This is a genomic window from Algoriphagus sp. AGSA1, from assembly GCF_021390545.1.
GTDB lineage: Bacteria > Bacteroidota > Bacteroidia > Cytophagales > Cyclobacteriaceae > Algoriphagus.
Genome location: NZ_JAJUWR010000001.1, coordinates 279,255 through 298,200, shown reverse-complemented (window position 1 = coordinate 298,200; position 18,946 = coordinate 279,255). Strand labels below are relative to the sequence as shown.

General features: G+C 42.8%; 14 protein-coding genes. 5 read left to right on the top strand and 9 right to left on the bottom strand.

Going from position 1 to position 18,946, the window contains the following annotated elements:
• Positions 1–24 precede the first annotated feature (24 nt).
• The 3 genes from LZF95_RS01145 to LZF95_RS01135 all read right to left on the bottom strand — a co-directional run bounded on the left by LZF95_RS01145 (position 25) and on the right by LZF95_RS01135 (position 5,883).
• A complete protein-coding gene (locus LZF95_RS01145) occupies positions 25–432 on the bottom strand; it encodes a two-component system response regulator (protein WP_233753149.1) in 408 nt (135 codons plus the stop codon).
• A 474-nt stretch (positions 433–906) separates the two neighbouring features.
• Positions 907–3,168, bottom strand: coding sequence for a T9SS type A sorting domain-containing protein (locus LZF95_RS01140; protein WP_233753148.1), 2,262 nt, complete (start codon positions 3,166–3,168; stop codon positions 907–909).
• Between the two features lie 375 nt (positions 3,169–3,543).
• A complete protein-coding gene (locus tag LZF95_RS01135) occupies positions 3,544–5,883 on the bottom strand; it encodes an ATP-binding protein (protein ID WP_233753147.1) in 2,340 nt (779 codons plus the stop codon).
• A gap of 90 nt (positions 5,884–5,973) precedes the next feature.
• Here LZF95_RS01135 and LZF95_RS01130 point away from each other — a divergent pair, with 90 nt between their 5' ends.
• Together LZF95_RS01130 and LZF95_RS01125 are read left to right on the top strand one after the other, a co-directional pair.
• On the top strand, positions 5,974–6,711 hold the full coding sequence (locus LZF95_RS01130; protein WP_233753146.1) for a LytTR family DNA-binding domain-containing protein: 738 nt from the start codon (positions 5,974–5,976) through the stop codon (positions 6,709–6,711).
• 29 nt (positions 6,712–6,740) lie between these two features.
• Positions 6,741–7,307 carry a pentapeptide repeat-containing protein gene (locus tag LZF95_RS01125; RefSeq protein ID WP_233753145.1) on the top strand — a complete coding sequence of 189 codons (567 nt, stop codon included), beginning with the start codon at positions 6,741–6,743 and terminating at the stop codon, positions 7,305–7,307.
• A 21-nt stretch (positions 7,308–7,328) separates the two neighbouring features.
• Here LZF95_RS01125 and LZF95_RS01120 read toward each other — a convergent pair whose 3' ends face one another.
• Positions 7,329–8,045, bottom strand: a complete 717-nt coding sequence (locus tag LZF95_RS01120; RefSeq protein WP_233753144.1) for an NUDIX domain-containing protein — start codon at positions 8,043–8,045, stop codon at positions 7,329–7,331.
• A 267-nt stretch (positions 8,046–8,312) separates the two neighbouring features.
• The gene (locus LZF95_RS01115; protein WP_233753143.1) at positions 8,313–10,568 is read right to left on the bottom strand and encodes a helix-turn-helix domain-containing protein; all 2,256 of its coding nucleotides are present in this window, start codon (positions 10,566–10,568) and stop codon (positions 8,313–8,315) included.
• A 184-nt stretch (positions 10,569–10,752) separates the two neighbouring features.
• Between LZF95_RS01115 and LZF95_RS01110 the strand changes: the two genes are divergently transcribed.
• Positions 10,753–11,154 (top strand): PRC-barrel domain-containing protein, encoded by a 402-nt coding sequence (locus tag LZF95_RS01110; RefSeq protein ID WP_233753142.1) that lies wholly within the window; start codon positions 10,753–10,755, stop codon positions 11,152–11,154.
• A 250-nt stretch (positions 11,155–11,404) separates the two neighbouring features.
• On the opposite strand, the gene LZF95_RS01105 is transcribed toward LZF95_RS01110, so the two are convergent.
• Positions 11,405–13,039 (bottom strand): hypothetical protein, encoded by a 1,635-nt coding sequence (locus LZF95_RS01105; RefSeq protein WP_233753141.1) that lies wholly within the window; start codon positions 13,037–13,039, stop codon positions 11,405–11,407.
• A gap of 172 nt (positions 13,040–13,211) precedes the next feature.
• Between LZF95_RS01105 and LZF95_RS01100 the strand changes: the two genes are divergently transcribed.
• Entirely contained in the window at positions 13,212–14,012 is an 801-nt protein-coding gene (locus LZF95_RS01100; RefSeq protein ID WP_233753140.1) for an endonuclease/exonuclease/phosphatase family protein, read from the top strand.
• A 9-nt stretch (positions 14,013–14,021) separates the two neighbouring features.
• Positions 14,022–14,885: a DUF1080 domain-containing protein gene (locus LZF95_RS01095; protein WP_233753139.1), complete on the top strand. Its 864-nt coding sequence runs from the start codon at positions 14,022–14,024 to the stop codon at positions 14,883–14,885.
• Positions 14,886–14,990: 105 nt separating this feature from the next.
• Here the strand turns inward: LZF95_RS01095 and LZF95_RS01090 are convergent, their stop codons facing one another.
• The 3 genes from LZF95_RS01090 to LZF95_RS01080 form a co-directional block, all read right to left on the bottom strand.
• Positions 14,991–16,403, bottom strand: coding sequence for a Gfo/Idh/MocA family protein (locus LZF95_RS01090; RefSeq protein WP_233753138.1), 1,413 nt, complete (start codon positions 16,401–16,403; stop codon positions 14,991–14,993).
• 285 nt (positions 16,404–16,688) lie between these two features.
• Entirely contained in the window at positions 16,689–17,729 is a 1,041-nt protein-coding gene (locus tag LZF95_RS01085; protein WP_233753137.1) for a hypothetical protein, read from the bottom strand.
• Positions 17,726–18,946 (bottom strand): bifunctional alpha/beta hydrolase/OsmC family protein, encoded by a 1,221-nt coding sequence (locus LZF95_RS01080; RefSeq protein ID WP_233753136.1) that lies wholly within the window; start codon positions 18,944–18,946, stop codon positions 17,726–17,728. The genes LZF95_RS01085 and LZF95_RS01080 overlap by 4 nt, the downstream gene beginning before the upstream one ends.

The window sequence follows — 18,946 nt, the reverse complement described above, 5'->3', positions numbered from 1 at the left end:
ATCATAACTGTCCTCTCCCAGATCCTATTTTACAAAAAAATTCACCACCTGCATGGCCTTTCCAACTTCCATGGGTTTGGTTATATAACAGTCCACCCTAGAATCGGTCAAAGCCAAAGTAATATCCTGCTCCCATTTTGATGAAGAATGCATGATGACCCTGATCTGCTTTTCCGGATCAAGTTTATTTAGCTGACTAAGAAATTCCCAGCCGTTTAGAACCGGCATATTTATATCGAGCAACACCTTTAATTTACACTTGTCAGTTTTGTTATCATTTACTAAGTCCAATATATACTTGAGTCCTTCTTGCGGTTCATCGAAAGGTGTTAGTTTAATTGTTTTACTGGGGACATTAGTTTTCTCCAACAGGAACTTGGAAAGCAGAAGGGAAATCGGATCATCATCTATCAAAATTATCTCAGTATTCATCTGGAAAAGCTTGTTTTAAAAACAAGAAATGTGTAAAGACTCCTCAATATGTCCCTGTTGTTCGCTAAATAAAAATACCACTAAAATATTGCCTCGGCAAGGAAAGAAAACCATATATTAATTATGGGAACATATAATTCGTTTTAATAATTATTAAATGCATTTATTGTGATACATTTTATTAATTTCAGGTTAAGATACTTTGCTTTAATTACAAGAAACACCTTTTCACTAACCATTTCCACTTCTTTCATTACATATTATAACATTCAGTACCGGAGAAAACAAATTAGGATTATTCACTATTGGGCACATCCGCTACCACTCCGGTAAAAGACCAGAAGTAACCCGAAAATAAAAATGCGAACATCATGACTTTATCTCTTGGGCACCTCGCTGCTACCCTCATCGTTTGACACTTTAAACACCTCACTTACAGAACGTAACAGAGTTAAAGCACCTAAAACAACTGCCCTAACCATCGTTTTGCTTAATGACCCGATATGACCTGCTCCCTCTACCCGTCTCAATTCTGAGAATATAAATACCCGCCGGGAGGTCTCCAAGCTCCCTAAATTCTATCCGTTCCCCATAAGAAAGACTCCCCATCTGTACCTGTCGTATGACCGCCCCGCTTGTATTCATTAAGGATGCTGTTACCGAAGTGTCTAAATCCACTGTAGAAATGACAGTAAAAGATGATTCAAAAGGACTTGGAAACACTGTAAAAGCGACCCCTTCAAATTCGCCGACCTCGGCCATCCGCACATCACTGTAAAAACCAGAATCTCCGTTCTCTTTCCCGATCAGGAGCCTATAGTAATTTCGTCCGGGCAGGGGATTGAAGTCAGTGAAATTCATAGGTACCCTCTCTTCCCCGGAAACTATGGATAAATTGTCCAGATCCACAAACTCAAGATTGGCGGAAGCACGCTGTACAGTGACAGTTCCCTGCCGCTGCTCATTGCTTAGTTCCCATCTCAGATTTACTTGTCTGCTTTCTCTAGCCTCAGCCTCAAATTTGTGGATTTGGATTGGCAGGATGATATAATTCAACAGCTCAAATTCCTTAACTTCCTTACATCCTGATGCCGTTTCATATCCGAGAAATATAGATTCCTCTAATAATGCGTCGGTAGTGTTGCTAATAGTCAACGTTTGCGTGATAGGATCTACACTAAAAGTCCCTCCGTCAACGACAACTCCATTCAATGGATCGCCTAGGGCATTTCTGTACCATGAGAAAACTCCTGGTGGCAGTTGGGAATTATTAGGATCTAGAACAACATCTGAACCCGCAGGATAGACAATTTGATTATTTTCTTCTAAAACTCCCCCTTGGGAATCTATAAGAATATCTTCTTCCTTGGGCTGAGGGTTGACTTCTACTTGTATAGTACTCAAGGAAGTTTGATTAGTGCATCCTAGACGCTGTGTCCCAAGCCTAAACTGGTGAATTCTCGGTGATAGGTTTGTTGGAATTGTATAATCACTGGCATTCCCCTCTAGTAAGATCCCGTCTTCATCATACCAAAAAAAACGATCACCAGGTTCAACCACTGATGGTTCAAAAGTCAATTCCTCTCCTTCACATATCGTCAAAGACTTTCCATCCGACTCTACAACGGAAGAGGAAACTAATGTCCTGGATATCTCATACACTTCTAAACTATTAAGTGCGCTCAATAATCCTTGGCCTAATGAAACTTCTATTCTATTAAATGGAACCGTGGTGGGATAAGTCAATTCGTACCTACCCTCCCCTCCATCTAACAACCTAAGTCGCAGAAATGAAGGATTTAAAGCTAAAGATTGCGCGACTCCAAGATTATTATATGTAGTGATAGCAAGATTCTGCGATATCAAATTGGCATTTAACAATCCTGATGGATTTTTAAGAATAACCCGTATTGAATCCCCAGCCCTGCTTAGGTCATCAAACAATGCCGTTACGTGAGTTTTATCTGTCACCAGCGAAACATTTGAATTCAACTGAGCAAAAGTATTTACATTGCCATCGATTGCATTAGGCGCATTAATAACCGGATTCAGACCTCCGACTAAAGTAGCTGTGCTTCCGTATATCACATCTTTTACACCTCCACAACTTATGGATCCAGCAGTGCTCAAGTAATAAGCGGCATAAACTCTAAAATATCCTCCTAAACTCAATAATGAAGAAAAATTTATCCTTATTCTATTAAAATCCGGCCCAGTGATCTCCGGGGTTAAAACAATTTCCTGCACATTATCCCCTCCCAAAACACTTAGCAAATCATTTGCAGGATATTGGGGACTAACGGATGTAGTATTTCTATACGCGCGAATATTTATGTTATTAAGTAAACCAGCCAAACCAGGAGCATAGCCTACTTTGATTCTAATCGTTGTTCCAGCTGGTATTGCATTAGTGAACCTTAGTTCTAAGTACCTTGTCCCTAGAGCCAAAGGAAGATCGACATGAGCATAATTTTGAAGATTAGATCCTCCTGCATTGCCGGGGTTACTAATATTAATCGCACAAATGACACAAAGCTGAGCTTCACTAGACGATGCATATACCCTTGTCGTCTGCCCCCATACCTGACCAAAAGCGCCTACAAAAAGTATCAGGCATAGCAAGACAATTCTCACAGAAAAAGGTTTGCCAGTTGGCTTCAAAAAAACCAAACACAGGAATCCAGCAAAAAGCCCACAACCCGGCCCTGCTTTATATGTCCCACAGCTGTCTTCCATTATGCTTTGTTTTCCAGTTCCTACATAGCTCTTTGGGCCATTATAGGCCAACTGGCTAGTGGAATCACATAAAAATAGAATGTCTGGCGGGGTATTAAAGAAACCTCAAAAACCCAAGGTGAAAGCAAAAAATACAGGACATATTATTGGCGGTAAAATACATAATAGCATATACCAACACCTCAAAATCTATAAGAATATCAGAAAAGAATCAAAAACCTGTATTATAATCACAAAAATCAGCCCCTAACTAACATTATTATACATACATATACTATTTGTCCATACGATCCTTTGTCACACACAAAACAGCGAATGATCCACTATAAAACGCTTGGTGTCATGTTCACGGAATCCCCTCAAAAAAGGACGGGCTTACTGCCGGAAGCTGACCCGTACACTGGTTCCCTTATTGGGTTTTGAATCGATCTTGACCGTCCCCCCGTGCAGCTGCACGAAATTCTTCACCGCCACCAGCCCAAATCCTGTCCCCTCGATCCCGTTCACATTTGACCCTCTGAAAAACGGGGTGAAAACATAAGGCAATTCCTCTTCCAAAATCCCCAGTCCGAAATCCCTGACTTCGATTCCAAATACGTCATTTTTATGGAATAGACGGACGACGGGTCTTTGGGAATCACCGCCATACTTCAATGCGTTCCCCACCAGATTGATTATGCAGGTCTCGATCAGAAATTTATCCCACTCTACTGTCTGATCAGAAGGCATGTCCTGGACCAGCTCGACCTGGCCAAGCAATCCATGCCGCTGGAGCACCTCTTCCACAAAATGGACTACAGAAATCCTGTCTTTCTTCAACACCGGACTATTGTTGACAAAACGCTCATAATCCAGTGAATGGATCACCAACTTGTGCAGGTTACCCAGCTCCCGCTCAATCTTCCCACAATGGTCTTTCAGCTTCTGTGTAGCGGGATTGTCAGGAACATTATCCAGATAATGCTTGGAGAGCTCCAGACTGGAGATAATAGTTGCCAATGGTGTCTTAAATTCATGGGAAACAATATTCATGAAATCGGAGACAAAGGAATTAAACTGTTTTTCCTTTTTCAGGGACTCTACAAGCCTTTGCTCAAACACCATTTGGGAGGAAACATCCCTGATTACGGCTATCACTTTCCGTTTGCTTCCTTCATATAGAATATTCACGTTGGATTCTACCCAGCATTCCCCTCCACTTTTTATATCCAACTTCAACCGGGACCTATATCTCACCGGCGACATCCGGAATTCCGAACTGAGCGTCTTTTTCAAAAGTATCCTGATTCTCCGCTGTATCTCCTCCTCCCTGACACCCCCGTCAAAAAACTGGTAAGCTGAGGGAGAAATAAACTCAAAATCCGACATATCGTTCATCACCACTATCAAGTCGGGGCTATGATCAGCTATTTTTGCAAGGATCTCGGCTTTCACCAAAGACTCTTTCTCAAATTTGATTTTATCCTGCTCTGATTTGAACGCCTCTATAATCACAGAATAGGTCGTAATGAAAGGCTTCAGGTCCGCAATGTCATGCTCCGTAAACCCGCCCTCTTTATTGCTCAACCCTATCAGTCCGATCACATCCTTCCCCTTGAAAATGGGAACTCCCAGAAAATTATCGATTTGGGGATGACCTGGAATATATTTCCCTTTTGTGTGGGGGTTGGATTTAGGACTGTTTTCCAGGATTATTTTGGATTCCAAAATACATGCCCCAAACAGATTGTCCAGGTGTCGGAACAAAAAATTATCTTTTAAATGATTGTGATACAACTCATTTGCCAATTTCCCCTGGTGTGAAAAATCAGTTACAGCATGGATTTTCAAGGCTTGTTTGCCGTCGGCCAAAGTATCTACCTTTCCGACAAACCCCAGTTTGGCCTCTATTACATTGAGAATATTACTCAAAAGCAGATCATAGGGATTTGCCCCCTCGGATTGGGACAGAAAATGGCTTTGCACTTCCACAACCCGGGACAATAGCTCGTTGGATCGTTTTAGTCTATCCTCGGTTTCCTTTTCTTTCGTGATGTTCTTCAGAATGCACAGGACCAACACCTCCTCATCCGGGCAAGTCTTGAAAAGACCCATTTCGTACCAGACCCCTTCAGACTTCTCCAGGTTGAGCTTGGCCACTATAGAAAGAGAGGAGGTTTTATTATCCTTTATCCAGGCGATCACTTCATCAAACTGGTCTTCATAGACAAAAAACTCCCTGATAAAGAACCCAGGGGCAAGCTCTGAAACCGGTTTTTTCAAGAGAGGGACTATTGCTGAATTTACAGCCAAGGCGCGTCTCAGTGCCTGGTCAAACAATATCGCGGGAGTTTTCATTTTCTCGACGATCTCCAGAAGAGACTCATACGACACCTCGAAGATATTCTTTCTGTCCTGAAAGTGGATCACAAGATGAAAACTGTTTTTACTCTGGTCAATCCACCCCAATTCATTGACAATAAATTCCTTTCCTTGCCAATTCAGCACATAGTTTGTCTTTTTGTCCCCAGTCCGGACATAGCTCCGGGCTATACCAGCACAATCATCAGCCAAAGATGAAGTCAATTTTTCATATTCATCAAGAGATTTTATTTTCTTTATAAAATCTTCCCCCAGATGAAGTTTTAAGCGGTCACTGACTTTGAGTAATTTCCGTGTTTCCAAATCAAAAACCAGGTCCTCGTTTTCAAAAACAGTGGGATGTTGTGCCTTCATTTATCTAAATATTATAACCTTGGTACCTGTGCTTGAATTATTTCAAATAAATTCACTTTTTAGTAAAATAAGAAATTTCACTCAAACCCTATGAACGAAACATCTACAAAGTCAAAAATATTATTAGTTGAAGACAACTTCAACCTATCGGAAAATATTAGAGAAATACTGACACTTCAGGGTTATGAGATTTGTGAAATCCTCGATGAAGCCGAAACAGCCATGTCCATAATCGAGCAATCTTCTCCTGATCTGATCTTGGTGGATATAAAGTTGAAAGGGGCTAAAACCGGAATTGATCTGGCAGAGGAACTCAGAAGGACAATGGATATGCCCATCGTCTTTCTTACTTCGGCATCAGGAACCGAAATAGTCAAAAAAGTAAAGCATTTACGTCCTGATGGTTTTATCAATAAACCGTTTACCACAAATTCTTTAATAACCACCATTGAACTGGCAATGGAGAATTACAAAAGTGCGCACAAAGATTCTGACATTAGAAAAAACAAAGTCCCAGATCTGTTTATCAGAGAAAACGGATGGCTAAAAAAGATCATCATAAACGATATAAACTGGATAAAAGCAGAAGGTACTTATACGCACCTGTTCGTAAATGAAAAACAATATACCCTGCGGAACACCGTCAAAGACCTGATGGAAAAGCTACCGGAAAGACAGTTTTTCAGAATTCACAAATCCTTTATAGTGAATTTGGGGAAAATAGAAGCCTTTAGTTCATCTGCTGTAAAAATCGCAAATATGGAAATACCAATCGGACGGAAATATTATCAGGACCTGCTCAAAAACATCAATAAACTTTCACATTAAACCGGCTTGACCAAGCCCAAACCCACAGCATGACATATATCTCAGGGCAAGTTTATTCCAGACTTGATTTTACCAAAACTGATTTTGAAACTGCTGAATATGAGCAGTGTACCTTTGAGTATTGCAATTTTTCCAACTTAAACCTGAAAGGTAGGATGTTTGAAAACTGCGGCTTCAAAAACTGCGACCTAAGCAATGTAAAGGTGGCTGATGTGTCTTTTCAGCAGGTGAAATTTGATCAATGCAAAATGCTGGGGATCCACTTTCACGCAAGCAATCCCTTTTTATTGGAGTTTTCCTTTATTAATTGCCAGCTTGATTATTGCAGTTTCTATAATCTGAAAATCAAAAGATCAAAATTCCTCAACTGTAGAATGCTAGAAGCGGACTTCACCCAGACTGAGCTCAGCGCTTCGGATTTTCAGGGATCAGACCTGAGCGGGGCGATTTTTGACCAGAGCATTTTAGAAAAGGCTGATTTCCGAAATGCCATACATTATGTAATAGATCCGGAGACAAACAGAATCAAGGGAGCCAGATTTGATTTAGACGGACTACCTGGGCTCCTTGGGAAATATGGTATTAAAATCAGTTGAAAGTGCCCTCAAGAGCCGTACCTAGGCATTTTGTTTAGGGTTCGAATCCTTAAAACTATATAAATAAGGGGCCTTGTGGGAACCTCCTGAAAACAGTTTATCGTGTCTTTCCAAAATATTCAAACTGAGCATTTTCCGCTGGAAATTAGCCCTGTTTAGTTCTTGTCCTAAAATGGCCTCATATACCTGCTGCAGGTCTTTCATTGTAAACCGCTCCGGCAGAAGGTTAAAACTCAGTAGCTTTTGATCCAGATTAGAACGCAGATGTCCCAGGGCCTTTTCCACGATTTCATTATGGTCCATCATCAGATTGGGCACCTGGTCATAATCATACCATTCTATGGAATCCGACAGTTCATCCGGTCTAGGGACTACATTCTCGTAATTGATGAGTGCATAATATCCTACGGTGACAAATCTGCCCAGAATCCAGTGATTTTCGAAAACATGGCCTTGCTCCTTCAGGATTCTGCGCATTACATCGGGGCTAAACCGCTCCATGGAGCCAAACGTATGAAACTGCTCCAGATAAATCTCATCTAGCCCGGTCCGCTCCCTAAGACCACGCTTGACCGCCTCGTCCAGTGCCTCATCTATTTTCACAAAACCACCGGGAAGAGCGAAAGTCTTCGTATTATGATATTCAAGTATCAATATTTTCAGCTTTTCACCAGAAAAACCAAAAATGACAGAATCATAGGAAATATTTGGTAGGTATTCTTCTTGAGGTAAAGGCATATGCAATACTAATGTAAATAATAGGAATTTTAAAGATAAGAAACCACTATTGTTCCATAAAGAAACAATAATTCGTGCCCATGAAAACATCCCTCCCATGAACACATTCCTAAAGTCCATCCAGATTTTCAGTAGGTTGATTCTGCTGGAATAACTTCCACGCTGAAAGCCCAGGACAATACACCCTTAGTTGTCACATTCTTGTCTTCTGGATTATTGAAAAAGAAATCTTGGTTAGGCCATCGTTGCTGATATTAACACCCCTTCTTATTCCCGTCTCCCGGCCACGACCATTTTGATCGTGTTATAATCATATTTCCCGTCAAAATGAATCCGTAAAGCCTGCAAATTCTTGATGTTCTCTAGCTGGGAATTGATCTCCGCTATCACCTCCAGAGGCAAGCAATCTTCCAGCTCTACCCTGCCTTCTTGGATGCCCTTTGCCAAATGTCCCTTGATGGTAGATTCCGCCAACCCTCTGGCTACCACTATATCCCCTATGCTTTTGCCTGAATTGATCATCCCGAACGTAATCTCATAGGTTTCCCCTACTTTCCTTTTCAGGTTGGCTTTTCCTGCCTTTTTCCTACCTGTTTTGTTGTTGACAAATTTCGGGTTCTCGGCTGCCGCTTGTTTGGCCACCTCAGCCAATCGAAGCCTTAGATTGACCTTTTCCAACTCCAGATCGTTCATCTTTCCCGGAATTTCCCCTTCAATAATCGAGGAGATCAGTTTACTTACCTTACTGATCTCACCATATTTCCTCAGCAGACTGACTTCGAGTTCTTCCAGTCCATTCGCATAGGTTTTGGTTCTGGAAAACCGCTCCACTTCAGCGCGATGAACCAGTATTTTCCCCAATGCGTCTTTCAGAAAATCCTTGAAATAGGCGCTTCCTTTTTCCAGACGCTCCATCAATTTTCCCTTGTCGTTTTGTTGTAAAAGAAACAGCAATTGATTGCTGAATTTTCCCGCGGTGGCAGTCTCCTTCCCGATCAGTTCAGCAATTTCCCCTACAGCCTTTTGCATTTCCGGGTCTTCAAATTCCAGTGAGCTGTCATTTTTGCGCCGGAAGGCCCCAAACTCTTGGATCAAGCCATTCAAGTCAAATGTCTCTCCGGTCAGACGGGATAAATAACGCTGCTGATAAGCTCCCAACAACTCATCAAGTTTGGAATGTTTTTTGGCGCTTTCCACAAAAGCCTGAACCTGAGAATCAGACTGTAAGGCATTATTTTGAATTCGCGTCCTTAGTATAAGCCCGTCCAAGCTCCTCAGTCTGCTGAGCGCCACATACACCTGTCCGGGAGCAAATGCGCTTCCCACATCTATGATAGCCTGGTCAAACGTAAGCCCCTGACTCTTGTGTACGGTGACTGCCCAGGCTGTTTTAATCGGATATTGACTGAATGTACCGATCACTTCTTCCTCGAGTTCCTTAGTATCCGGGTTGATGACATACTTTTTGTTTTCCCAGGTTTCCTTTCTCAACTGATATGCCTCCCGCTTCCCTTCCGGCAAAACTTTGATATGGTCGTAGCCCAGTTCTTCCACCGTCGCCAGTTTACCGTTGAAGTAATCCTGGTTTCCAGAGGAATCGTTTTTTATGAACATCACTTGGGCGCCGACCCGGAGTTCCAGGGACTTGGGCAGTGGATAAATATTCTCAGGAAAATCATTTTCTATCTCGGCTTCGTAGAACGTTGATTTTCCTTTCAGGGCCATTAAGCGGTCACGGTTAATCTGATCAGCTTTATAATTATGCGTGGTGATCGTAATGCAGTCTTTGACCTCTGCTATCTCTTCCTGGGTTTTGTAATGCCTGTTCAGCAGTGCAATATCCTGGGAACTTACCTGGTTCTCCCGTAGATGATTGAGCACTTGAATAAAGTCCTCGTCCTGCTGCCGGAAAATCTTATCCAGTTCCAGGTACACCAGACCGGAATCCTGGAATACCCGGGCTTCAAAGAAGTGCATACTGGGATAAAACCTACTAAGTACCTGCCACTCATTCTCCCTTACGATGGGGGGAAGCTGAAAAAGATCACCTATCATCAATAGTTGCACCCCACCGAAAGGCGTACTGTAGTTTCTTTTCACGCTTCTCAGCCGGTAATCTATCGCATCCAGCACATCTGCGCGTAGCATACTTACCTCGTCTATGACCAGCAACTCTATAGATTTCAGGACATTCTTTCTCAGTGCGTTCAGTGGATGTTTTCTGATCAACGTATGCTGGGTAAAACACCCGTATTGGTCAGAGAAGTTACCCTCCGGTTCATTGACAGGCAGGAAAAAACCAAGAGGAAGAAGAAATTGGGAATGTATGGTAACACCCCCTGCATTCAGGGCGGCAATCCCTGTGGGAGCGACGATCACATGATTCTTGTGTGTCTGTTTCGCCAGGTTTTTCAGAAATGTGGTCTTACCAGTTCCTGCCTTCCCTGTCAAAAAAATCGGTGCCCCGGTATTGTTTACAAACTTTGCGGCCAGTTCTAGCTTATCAGTGCTTTGATCTTCCATTTGGCGAAACTACTATTTTTAAAAATAAATGAAATAGGAGAATAAAATCTACTGTATCCTCAACCTAATTTCGCCTTTTATCACCAGAAAATCAAACTAAACCCATCATAATTCAAACCTCCCTGATGGCCTATGGTTATAATATCCAAAGTTTCAAGAGTAAGAGTTTGCCCAAATCGCCCCTTTGTTGCACATAAAAAACCTTAAAAAAAACCGCAAAATAGCCCTGGGCCTGGCCATATCCGTATGGCATAGCATTGGATTGCTTTCTACAAGAGACTGTAATCGGCTAAAATCCATTTACCATGAACACTCAATAATTTCCCTAATAAGTAGCTCAACGGCCAGAAGCTGCGATATACGAGCAGTAAGTGATGAATCAGTAGGATCTATAGAAGACATCATGCTGGATACAGAAACCGGAGAAGTAGCTTATGTTGTATTATCAGTTGAGGAAGATTTCCTCAATTTAGGCAGCTGGTTATTAGCTCTTCCCTGGCAGGCATTTGATTTTCACGGTCACCAACGTGAGAAAATAATCGTGAATGTGGACAAGGAGAAGCTTGAAGATGCTCCGGGGTTTTGAAAAAGATGATTGGCCACTAGGTCCTCAACATGAATTCATCAATACTAGCCATACCTATTATGGATTTGGCAGAAGAAGAGCGATGATTGAATAGGCGTGTCGCTTGGAATCTGTATCGGGCTCTCCTTTTAGGGGAGCCTTTTTCATATTTATGCATCGGATTCTGTAATAGCCTGTCCTTTTTTTACACATCAGATTTTTTTGCATTCACAATACCTAACACCGTTCGGCAGACCGTCCAATGATTGGGTCACCTTCTTTTCCCATCGTCTGGTGGATCCTGCTCCTTCATCAGCAGTTGCATCAGGTTCCCTGGCACTATTTCCAACATCCCTTCCCGCAAGGATGCCCAGATCAGGTTGAAGGTGCCCCTGTATATATTTCGCTCTGTTCTGAATGTCGCGGTTTTGTAATTATTGTCTTCTGGCAGATTGCTACCGGAAATAAGCATATTGGAAAGTGCGGACATCAGTTTTTTCTTTTGTTTTTCCTCATCCCTCAATTCTAATTTGAGATCCTTATAGTGAAACTTCATGAAATTGGAAGAGGAAAGCCTCGTCGCGTCCATGGTGATTTCCAGCTTTTCCATACTGCCAGAATTGATATTCACAGATACCAAGTCACCCAGGATCCCATTAAGTGACGGCAAATCGAAGGGATCTACGCTTGCCTCCAGATGAAAGCTTTCCTTCATGGAATCATTGGTATAAGGCACTGTTACATCCATACGCATAGGGGCAAACCCGTTCAACACGGCTTCTCCATGGATATGCATCTTGCCTGACTGAAGAGAATCCAAGGATATGGCACGGGTGATCAAAGCTGACAATTGTCCGAATTTCAAACTCCCTGGAGTGGATTTCCCTTCAGAAATCTGGGAATAGGTAATGCTGGAATTCAAAGCTCGGATAGTATCTACTTCCAAGGGGAAAGGGACCATCTCCACCATGCCTTCGAACATCGGCTTTACAGGTTCGTCAATAGGACGGGGCTTATTTTTATTCCTAACATCATGAAGAACCAAACTGTCAATAGTCATCAATTCTGCCACTATGGCCCAATTTCCATAGATACTGCTCCGGGCATTGATTTTTTCAATCCTTAGTTGTTTTAGATCTATCTCAATAAAGTCCTTTTGAACAGATGAACGTTTAGCTACCGTAACAATATTATCCCTGTAGGCCAGTCTTAAGTGAAAAAAATCCAGGGCATCTTCCTTGGAATCAAAATTCAATCTCCCCAACGTGAAAGTCTGCTGCTCATCAATATAAATTTCCAGATTCTTCAGACTGGTTTTGAGGCTTTCCAATTTAAAGGGAATAGCGTAGTTCAACCTTAACGAATCTGTTTCCAAATCCTCCGCAGTAATATTGAAACCCTCAAAGCTGCCAAATTTCCGCAGTGTATCTGATCGGGTAAAAAACTCGCCGGAACCCTCATGGAGGTTGAAATTATGAATAACACCACGGGACACTATATCACCAAAAAAATCCTGGAATGCCATAGATACGTCGGCAGGATCTTGTGATATGGAGTCATTCCTAACCACAACAAACTTAGGAGTTTGAAAACTCAGCTCTCCTATTTCCAGCACTTTTCCAAAAATAAGCCCCAACATATTCAACCCTCCAAGCCTAGCAGATTTCATATTCCCGGTAATGGTAGTCTCCATACTATCTTTCAATGGCTTCATGGATATCTCCCGCAATTCAATACTGCCTCTGAAGAGCTTCACATCCGCTTCTTCAAAAAGTATATCATATGCCCTATCCTCATTGGCATTTATACGCTCAGGCAAGGAATTGACCAGCCATTTTTCAATCAAAAATATTGAAATCACGGCCAGCAGAACAAGAATTCCCAGAGCCCACAGAAATTTTTTCAAGTGTATTTAAAGTTAAAGGATACCGCTAAAATAAGTATGGCTGGTTTTACGTAAGACTGACTTATGTAACCGGCAAAAAGATACAAATAATTTACAACTAAATCGTCTCGACGATAAAGCCGTCCAGGGAAAGCCTTAAATTCCTTACCTTTAAAACACAACTTATAATCCTATGAAAGTCAAATCCATCCTACTTCCTGTTTTTTTACTCTCTACGTATTTACACGCATTGGCCCAGGAAGAAAAAGCTGAATTCACCGTACTTTCTTATAATATCTACCATGGAGAAAAACCTGATTCCGCAGGGACTCCCAACCTGGATGAGATTGCCAACCTGATCATGTTGCTTCAACCCGAAGTGGTGGCGCTACAGGAAGTGGACAGCATGACTACCCGACTAAAGGGGATATATGGTGAAAAAATAAATTGGGTGGCAGAGTTGGGAAAGAAGACGGGATATCAAAGCTATTTTGCCAAAGCGATGGATTTCGCAGAAGGCGGATACGGAGAGGGAGTGCTAGTGAAAAAAGCGCTGGATTATAACACCCAGCTATTACCCACCCCATCGGGTGGTGAGCCACGGGCGGCAGCCTGGGCGAAAATAGAACTGAGGGATAGGCAAGAACTTTACTTTGGAGCAACTCATCTTTGCCATCAATATGCAGATAATCGTCTTGCTCAACTCCAAGCCATTACCCATTATGCAGATTCACTTTCCAAGCCTGCCTTTTGGGTCGGGGATCTGAATTTTGATCCTGCTTCTGATGAATATAAAAGTATTAATTCCAAATGGACAGACGCAGGTTTGGCAGCTGGCAATGACGCTCCTACCTTTGATTCTCCAGATGGAAAGCGCATAGACTATATCTGGTTTGATTCCGAACATTTTGAACTAATAGATTACAAAGTAATCCAAGTTCCATTTTCCGACCACTATCCGATGTTGGTAACTCTACGATTAACAACCCCTTAAACTTCTAAAATGAAAAAAACTATTCTCTTGGGAATCCTTTGTCTGGCAGGCTTGGGATTTGCTTTTAATTACGCTCACAGGGAAACTAAAAAACCAAGATGGCAAACGCTATTTAACGGCAAAGACATAGACGATTGGTCAATCAAGATCAGAACACACGAGTTGGACTATAATTTTGCCAATACTTTCCGTGTGGAGGATGGACTGATGAAAGTCCGCTATGATGGTTACGATCAGTTTGACCAGCAGTATGGTCATATTTTTTACAACAAGCCATTCTCTAATTACCTGCTTCAGGTCGAATATCGCTTTGTAGGTGAGCAGGCAAAAGGCGGAGAAGGTTGGGCTTATAGAAACTCAGGTGCCATGCTCCACTCCCAGGATCCCAAGACTATGCTGAAAGATCAGGACTTCCCTATCTCGATAGAAGGCCAGCTACTGGGCGGAAACGGAAAAGACAACAGAAGTACAAGCAATCTCTGCACTCCAGGTACCCATGTGGAAATGGAGGGTAAATTATTCACCTCCCATTGTGTAAACTCTAGCTCTAAAACTTTCCACGGAGACCAATGGGTCACTGCCAATTTCATTGTTTTGGGAAGCGGAGAAATACATCATCTCATAGGTAAGGACACGGTTTTAAGTTATTCCAAACCTCAAATAGGCGGGGGGAATGTAAACCCTGTAGATCCAGAAGTCAAAGTGGATGGGCAAATGCTTACCGGTGGATACATCTCCCTGCAAAGTGAAAGTCACCCGATTGATTTCCGAACCGTGCGTCTGATCGACTTGACCCAGTATGTGGGAGATCAGAAAAAGCTCAGGGAGGCAGTAAATGAAGGATTGGCTTCCAAACTGGCCCATTCTGACTAATTGCCCATTGGATAAAAGCAAAAAAGCCCGCTAATCATCATAGATCAGCAGGCTTTTTTATTATCTATCAAAGTAGACCAACTTCCCACTTCGTACTTAAAGTAGTCAGACCCTCACTCCGGTCGTACCCCCACCAGCAAGTGTAATGTCCACCGGGGTATTTGTTTTCCAGTTTCCTCCTGTGAAATCCGGTACATCTATGGAATTGGAACGATTGGCCACAGACCATTCAGACAGGGGTGATATACAGCTCCAAAGTACGCCATCATAGACATCCTGGTCCAGAGGAAGGCCGTTTCTCAGGCAATCGATCAACCTCCAGTCCATCATAAAGTCCATGCCTCCATGTCCTCCGACTTTCTTGGCCAGCTGTCCCACTTTTTGAATAATCTCTGGTGTGTACTTCGTCTCCAAATCCTTGAATTCCTCATCCTTCAGCCAACCGTGACCTTTTGCCACCTTTGGCTGGGGATATTTCTGCGCATACCCCTCAGTTCCACTGATTACATGCAGTCTGGAATATGGGCGGGGAGAGGAAACATCATGCTGGATCATGATACTTTTACCCTTCTTGGTCTTTACAAGGGTAGTGTTCATATTACCACGGAATTTTTTCTCCGCATAAGACGCAAAGAAATTATCCTGCTCCGCCAGCTTCCTGGCCTCAGCATGCATGGAGAAATCATTGGATGAGGTGGAAGTAAGAAAATCCATCTGATCTCCCCTATTAATATTGAGAATCTGGCAAATTGGCCCTAGGCCGTGAGTAGAGTATAGATTGCCGTCCCTATAGTTTTCTTTAAGCCTCCACATATCCTGGTAGCCATTTTCCTTATTGAAGTTCAAAGAAAGCAAATCATGGATATAAGCCCCTTCCACGTGCAAAACCTCGCCAAAGTATCCCTCCCGGGCCATTTTCAAGGTCATCAATTCAAAGAAATCATAGCAGCAATTTTCCAATTGCATGCAATGTTTTTTGGTTCGCTCGGAAGTCTCTACCAACTGCCAGCATTCGTCAAGCGTGCGGGCGATAGGCACCTCACAAGCAACGTGCTTGCCGGCTTCCATACCGTAAACAGACATAGGGGTATGCCATTCCCACGGAGTGGCGATATAAATCAAATCCAGATCATCCCTATCCATCATTTCTTTGTATGCGTAGGCGTTTCCTGAGTAGCCATCAGGCTTATGGGTAGTATCTTTCAATTGAGCCTTTGCTTTTTCCACACGCTCGGGGATCAAGTCACATAGAGCTTTTATCTCTACATTTTCTATCTTGCTTAACCGGTCAACCGCGCCTGGTCCTCTCATGCCTAATCCAACTACGCCAATGCGGACAGTATCAATTTTGGGAGCAGCAAAACCGCTCATATTAAAGGATTGGATGCGGTTCACTCCTCTTTTAGCCTGTAAAGGAAGGATATCGTATTCATTGGCGAGCGCGTTACCCGCACCAAAAAGGCCTAAACCTACCAAACCTGTAGATTTAAGAAACTTTCTTCTCTGGTTATTTTGCATGGTATATTGTTCTATTGTCCCAGCTAATTAATAAAAAATTACAAGAAGTCCCATTGTCTTATAAATAAAAAAACCGAAAGCTCTATAACTTTCGGCTAGCTCCGGCTAATGTTTTGGATTTCAGTGTAACTGCAAGGATTACAATTTAAATCTAACCGGAACGAGGAGTGATTTGCACTTTTCCAGCAAACTTTTAATAGGAAGGACTGTTTGGATTCTTCGGTGCAAAAATACCGCATAAGAAAAACATAAAAAAATGACATAGATCAAATAATTCATTAAGGCTCAGTCAGCTAAAAAATAGTTTGCCATTACCTGCTCCGCCATTTTCCCCTGCGGAGTGAAGTCAGGTTCGCGGTGCTTTCCTTCCGGGTACCATTTCCAGAAAAACACACCTGCCATCCAGTTTTTTTTCCAGGCGGTCTGGAAAAACGCCTCATAGCATAGCGCCTGCATTTCCTCAGAAAGCTCGGTTTCCTTACGCTCATTCGGCCAAATCCAAGGCTCCTTGGCCGCATCTACGGTATTGCAATAGCCAATCTCGGTGAACATCACCGGTCTTTGGTAGGCCGATACCACGTATTCAATTCTCTTCAGATGCTTTTTCCAGCCAGATTTTAGCTGCGAAAGGGTTGGATCACTATTGGTGGATAAGGGAAAATAAGCTTGGATCCCTATGTAATCCAGTGCGTCCCAAAATCTGATTTGCTCAAACTCAGTAAAGTTGGCGGCATAGACCAATTTTCCCGAATAGATTTTCCTGATCTCCAAAATAACCCTTCTCCAGTCTGCTTCTCTTGAAGAGGTCATCTCCAACTCTGTCCCCACACATAACATAGGGATTTGGTACTCCTCAGCCATTTTTGCATAATCGAGAATAAATGCCTCGTAATTGGCAAACCAAAGTTCCCAGTCTTCCTCGCTATCCATGGCTATCTCTCCCGGCCAACTCCCTCGAACCCAGAGGTGGGGCTTGAGCATGTTCATGATTCCATGACGGGCAGAAGAATCTAAAGTCGCTTTTATACCCAGCGAAGATTCCCCCCACCATTGCTTCTCGTTTTGTGTATCCCAGCGGATTTCGGGACTGTTTTTCTCTTTTTGCCAGCCAAAAGGAGTTTGAGAAAGCGCATCTGCACCTGTGGCTTTCAGAGCTTCCAGTTCGGATCCTAAAAGGGGGCTGCGGCTTCCCACCCAGCATACCCCTTTCCATTTTTCATCCGCCGTAATTAGATCTGCTTGAAAAGGGAAAATTGCCCAAACTCCTAATCCCAATACTATGAGAACCGAGCTCAGCAAATAATCCCTAGTCCAGACCTTTTTCATTTTGCCAACATGGTTTGAATAATAATCTCCTCCTGAAGTGTACGGTGTACAGGACACTTATTGGATATTTCCAATAGTCTCTGTCTTTGCTCAGCATCCAAATCACCCTCGATTTCTATGATTCGGGTAAACTGGCTCACTTTTGCGGATTTATCCTCTGGATGAGCGCTATCGGAAAGATGGACTTTTTCATGGTTGAGAAAAACAGAAACCTGCTCCAAAGGCCACTTTTTACGCTCTGCATACATTTTCAAGGTCATCGCCGTACAGCTTCCCAGAGAAGCCATCAGCAAATCGTAAGGATTAGGTCCCAGATCAGCTCCTCCCACATCTAAGGGTTCATCTGCGATCAGATGATGATTTGGGGTCATTACTTCAGTAGTATATTTCTCTCCCGATAGTCGTACGAAAACCTGGTTTCCACGGGTATCATTTACCTGTTTTTCCACATCCACCAATAATACATAGCGCTTACTCCAGCTCCCGATCACCTCTGCAATGTATTCGCTGTCCTGAGGGTTTGAAATCAGATGCGTCGCCCCATCCAATGATATAAAACTTTTCGGATGATGGGCTGCGTTGTAAATCTCAGCGGCATTGCTGACTTCCACGATTTCATCCTGAGGTGAATGCATAATAAGAAGCGATTTTCTCAGCTTCTTCAGAAAAGTTGACAGAGGCTTTTGATCCAAATCATCTACGAAACTTTTACTGATCCGGAAGGGGCGGCCACCTATGCTAACCTCTGCACTTCCTGATTTTTCTATTTCATCTATACTATCCTTAAACAAATGACGCACATGCCCTGGAAATGCCGGAGCGGCAATAGTCACCACTGCTTCTATCTCCTTCATTTCGGCTGATGCATACAATACCGCGGCACCACCAAGTGAATGGCCGATCAGCATTTTGGGAGATTCATACTCCCTTGCCAAAAAAGCCGCTGCATCCAGCAAATCGCTAACGTTACTGGTGAAGGACGACTCCGCAAATTCCCCTTCACTCATACCAAGCCCCGTGAAATCAAAACTTAAAGCCGCAATTCCGTTTTGGGACAAAGCAGTACATATGCGGGTGACAGCTGAGAAATTTTTAGAACAGGTGAAGCAATGGGCAAACAGCGTGAAAAATTTCGGTTTTTGATCGGCGGGAGTATACAAGTGTGCCGCTAATTGATAACCGTTTCTGTTCTCGAATGTCAGTCGTTTTGGATTCAT

What these genes read in the sequence shown, in the direction of transcription:
- LZF95_RS01145 (WP_233753149.1), bottom strand. Translation starts at nt 432, where the DNA reads ATGAATACTGAGATAATTTTGATAGATGATGATCCGATTTCCCTTCTG.
- LZF95_RS01140 (WP_233753148.1), bottom strand. Translation starts at nt 3,168, where the DNA reads ATGGAAGACAGCTGTGGGACATATAAAGCAGGGCCGGGTTGTGGGCTT.
- LZF95_RS01135 (WP_233753147.1), bottom strand. Translation starts at nt 5,883, where the DNA reads ATGAAGGCACAACATCCCACTGTTTTTGAAAACGAGGACCTGGTTTTT.
- LZF95_RS01130 (WP_233753146.1), top strand. Translation starts at nt 5,974, where the DNA reads ATGAACGAAACATCTACAAAGTCAAAAATATTATTAGTTGAAGACAAC.
- LZF95_RS01125 (WP_233753145.1), top strand. Translation starts at nt 6,741, where the DNA reads ATGACATATATCTCAGGGCAAGTTTATTCCAGACTTGATTTTACCAAA.
- LZF95_RS01120 (WP_233753144.1), bottom strand. Translation starts at nt 8,045, where the DNA reads ATGCCTTTACCTCAAGAAGAATACCTACCAAATATTTCCTATGATTCT.
- LZF95_RS01115 (WP_233753143.1), bottom strand. Translation starts at nt 10,568, where the DNA reads ATGGAAGATCAAAGCACTGATAAGCTAGAACTGGCCGCAAAGTTTGTA.
- LZF95_RS01100 (WP_233753140.1), top strand. Translation starts at nt 13,212, where the DNA reads ATGAAAGTCAAATCCATCCTACTTCCTGTTTTTTTACTCTCTACGTAT.
- LZF95_RS01095 (WP_233753139.1), top strand. Translation starts at nt 14,022, where the DNA reads ATGAAAAAAACTATTCTCTTGGGAATCCTTTGTCTGGCAGGCTTGGGA.
- LZF95_RS01090 (WP_233753138.1), bottom strand. Translation starts at nt 16,403, where the DNA reads ATGCAAAATAACCAGAGAAGAAAGTTTCTTAAATCTACAGGTTTGGTA.
- LZF95_RS01085 (WP_233753137.1), bottom strand. Translation starts at nt 17,729, where the DNA reads ATGAAAAAGGTCTGGACTAGGGATTATTTGCTGAGCTCGGTTCTCATA.
- LZF95_RS01080 (WP_233753136.1), bottom strand. Translation starts at nt 18,946, where the DNA reads ATGAATCCAAAACGACTGACATTCGAGAACAGAAACGGTTATCAATTA.